The 3436-nt window shown below is 62.1% G+C and carries 2 protein-coding genes and 1 pseudogene; all 3 read left to right on the top strand.

All coding sequences use genetic code 11. From position 1 onward, the window contains the following. Positions 1–1422 (top strand): ABC transporter substrate-binding protein (locus tag EN884_RS30195; protein WP_128360921.1); only part of this gene is annotated, 1422 nt, incomplete at its 5' end. Positions 1423–1533: 111 nt separating this feature from the next. Next, a complete protein-coding gene (locus EN884_RS30190) occupies positions 1534–2541 on the top strand; it encodes an ABC transporter permease (protein WP_063170041.1) in 1008 nt (335 codons plus the stop codon). A gap of 1 nt (position 2542) precedes the next feature. Further along, positions 2543–3409, top strand: a pseudogene (locus tag EN884_RS30185) (ABC transporter permease); the annotation flags it as partial. Positions 3410–3436: the final 27 nt, after the last annotated feature.

The raw sequence follows: 3436 nt of genomic DNA, 5'->3' as shown, positions 1-3436 counted from the left end.
ACGTTGAAGAAGATCGACGACTACACCGTCGAATGGACCTTCAAGGACGCCTTCCCGAAGCAGTACCTGTATGCCATGGCCTACGGCACCTTCTGTCCTGGTCCCGCGCACATCCTGAAGCCGCAGCATCCGAAATATTCGAAGAACACCTATGACCAGTTCAAAAATGCCTTCCCGCCGGAATTCATGAACATGCCGGTGATGGGCGGCTGGGTCCCGGTCGAATACCGGCCGGACGACATCATCGTCATGCGCCGAAATCCCTATTACTGGAAGGTCGACGAAAAGGGCAATCAACTGCCCTATCTCAACGAACTGCACTACAAGCTGTCGACCTGGGCCGATCGCGACGTCCAGGCGGTGGCCGGCGCGGCTGATTTTTCCAATCTGGAGCAGCCGGAAAACTTCGTCGCCTCGCTGAAGCGTGCGGCGGAGGCGAACGCGCCTGCCCGTCTTGCTTTCGGCCCGCGGCTCATCGGCTACAATCTGCGCTTTAATTTTTCCGCCAATGGCTGGGGCAATCCGGACGAACGCGGCCAGGCGATCCGCGAGCTGAACCGCAACGAGGATTTCCGCAAGGCCGTCACCATGGCGCTCGACCGCAAGGCGCTCGGCGACTCGCTGGTCAAGGGGCCGTTCACCGCCATCTATCCCGGCGGCTTGTCGTCAGGAACCAGCTTCTACGACCGCAATTCGACGGTCTACTACCCCTTCGACCTCGATGGCGCCAAGGCTGAACTCGCCAAGGCCGGCCTCAAGGATACGGACGGCGACGGCTTCGTGAATTTCCCTTCCGGCACCGCCGGCGGCAAGAATGTCGAGATCGTGATGCTGGTCAACAACGACTACACGACCGACAAAAGCCTTGCCGAAGGCGTCGTCGCCCAGATGGAAAAGCTCGGGCTGCGGGTCGTGCTCAACGGCCTCAACGGCACCCAGCGGGACGCTTCGCAATACTCCGGCCGCTTCGATTGGCTGGTCCGGCGCAACGAACAGGAACTGACCTCGGTGGTGCAGAACACCGTGCAGCTTGCCCCTGTCGGCCCGCGCACCAGCTGGGACCATCGTGCGCCGGAAAATGGCGAGGTCGATGTGATGCCGTTCGAAAAGGACCTCGTCGACATCGTCAACAAGTTCGTCTCCACGCAGGACAATGACCAGCGCGCCAGCTTGATGAAACAATTCCAGAAGATCTCGACGGAGCACGTCTACAATGTCGGCCTGACGGAATATCCCGGCGCGCTGATCGTCAATAAGCGATTCTCGAACATTCCGCAGGGCACGCCGATCTTCATGTTCAACTGGGCCGAGGATTCGATCATCCGCGAACGGGTATTTGTCGCCGCAGACAAGCAGGCGAAATATGAATTGTTCCCCGATGAGCTGCCCGGCAAACCCGGAGAGAAGGGGCTGATGAATTAGGTTTACCTCCCTGACTGAGAGACCTCCGGCCGCGCCGCTGGCGCGGCCGGACAAACCAACCTCCGGACGCAACCAAGGGCGCGATCGGCGAGACAAGGAAATGAACCGTCCATGCTGCGATTCCTGCTCACGCGCATAGCGTCGGCAATCCCGGTCCTCGCCATCTTGAGCCTGGCCACCTTTGCCATCATCCAGGCGCCGCCGGGTGACTATGCCGACTACATCCGCTCGCAGGCGATCAACCAGGGTGGAGCTTCCTTTGCCGAGGCCGACGCGCAGGCAAAGGCCTATCGCATCGAGCATGGCCTCGATAAGCCGCTGCCCGTGCAGTATCTCAACTGGATCGTCGGCATCGTCACCCGCGGCGATTTCGGCTACAGCCTGTACTACAACAAACCGGTCGCCGATGTGGTCGGAGAGCGCCTGCCGCGCACGCTCCTTCTGGCGCTGGTCTGCCATCTGCTGGCCTCGGTGCTGGGCATCACATTCGGCATATGGGCGGCGACAAGGCAATACACCTGGATCGACTCGACACTGTCGGCCATCTCCTTCCTCGGCATGACGGTGCCGCGCTTCCTGATGGCGCTGATCATCGTCTATCTCCTGGTCTTCCAGTTCAACGTGTCTGAGATCGGCTCATTCTTCTCGCCGCAATATGGTGGTGCGCCGTGGTCGTGGGCCAAATTCGTCGACCTCGACAAACATGTCTGGCCGGTGGTGGCGATCGCCACTTTCGGCGGCCTCGCCTACAATATGCGCGTCATGCGCGGCAATCTGCTCGATACGCTGAACGCGCAATATGTCGAGACGGCAAGGGCCAAGGGGCTGACGGGTGCTGCCGTCGTCATGCGCCACGCCGTGCCCAACGCGCTGCATCCGCTCATCATGTATCAGGGCGTGGTGCTGCCCTATATGCTGACCGGCGAGATCGAGACGGCGATCATCTTCGCACTGCCGACCGTCGGCCCGGCGATCGTCGGCTCCATGGCTGTCGGCGACGTCTATGTCACCGCCACCTTCATGATGGTCCTGTCGGCGACGCTCATCGTCGGCAACATCATCGCCGACATGCTGCTCGTGCTGCTCGATCCGCGCGTGCGCCAGTTCGGGGAGCGTTGAGATGCTGGCGCGCGATCCATCCCCTCCACCGCTGCCTGCCGAAGGGCCCATCGTCGCCGAACCGGCGCATGGCAACGAAAGCTACATGGCGCTTGTCTGGCGCCGGCTGAAGCGCTCCTGGACCGGCATGGCCGGGCTCTGGCTCGTCGTGCTGCTGCTGGTGATGGCCGTATTCGCCGAATTCATCGCGCCAATGGACCCGAAGGTCACGGATGTCGGCTTCGCTCCGCCGCAGGTGCCAAGCTTCCATGACAGAGACGGCGGTTTCACCGCACGGCCGAGGGTCTATGCGCTGGCCGATTCGGCGGACCTCGATCCGGTCACTTTCCAGCCCGTCGTCGGCCCCGACTATGATCATCCTAGGCTGCTCGGTTTCTTCGTGCATGGCGCGCCCTACAAGCTGTTTGGGCTGCTGCCGGCGGACCGGCATCTGTTCGGCTCGCTGGACGGCCAGCCGGTGCATTTCCTAGGCACCGACAAGTTCGGCCGTGACGTGCTGTCGCGCGCCATCCACGGCTCGCGCGTCTCGCTGATGATCGCCCTGACGGTCGTCTTCATCATCACCGTCATCGGCACCACCGTCGGCATGGTTTCCGGCTATTTCGGCGGCAGGTTCGATGTCTGGATGCAGCGCTTCGTCGAACTGGTGCTCGCCTTCCCGCAGCTGCCGCTCTATCTGGCGCTGACGACACTGATCCCGGTCACCGCTCCCACCAACGTCTTCCTCGCTTTCGTCATCATCGTCATGTCGGCCTTGGGCTGGGCGCAGATGTCGCGCGAAGTGCGCGGCAAGACGCTGGCGCTGGCGCGGATCGAGTATGTGCGCGCCGCCATGGCGGTCGGCGCCACCGACCGGCGCATCATCATGTAGCACATCTTCCCCAATGTGATGAGC

It is taken from the genome of Mesorhizobium sp. M7A.F.Ca.AU.001.01.1.1 (assembly GCF_004022735.1).
Taxonomy (GTDB): domain Bacteria; phylum Pseudomonadota; class Alphaproteobacteria; order Rhizobiales; family Rhizobiaceae; genus Mesorhizobium; species Mesorhizobium ciceri.
The sequence above is the reverse complement of the archived record's forward strand: the minus strand, read 5'-3'. Positions and strand labels throughout refer to the sequence as shown.

Excerpts from the sequence above, each read along its gene's own strand:
- EN884_RS30190 (WP_063170041.1), top strand. The coding sequence starts at position 1,534 with ATGCTGCGATTCCTGCTCACGCGCATAGCGTCGGCAATCCCGGTCCTC.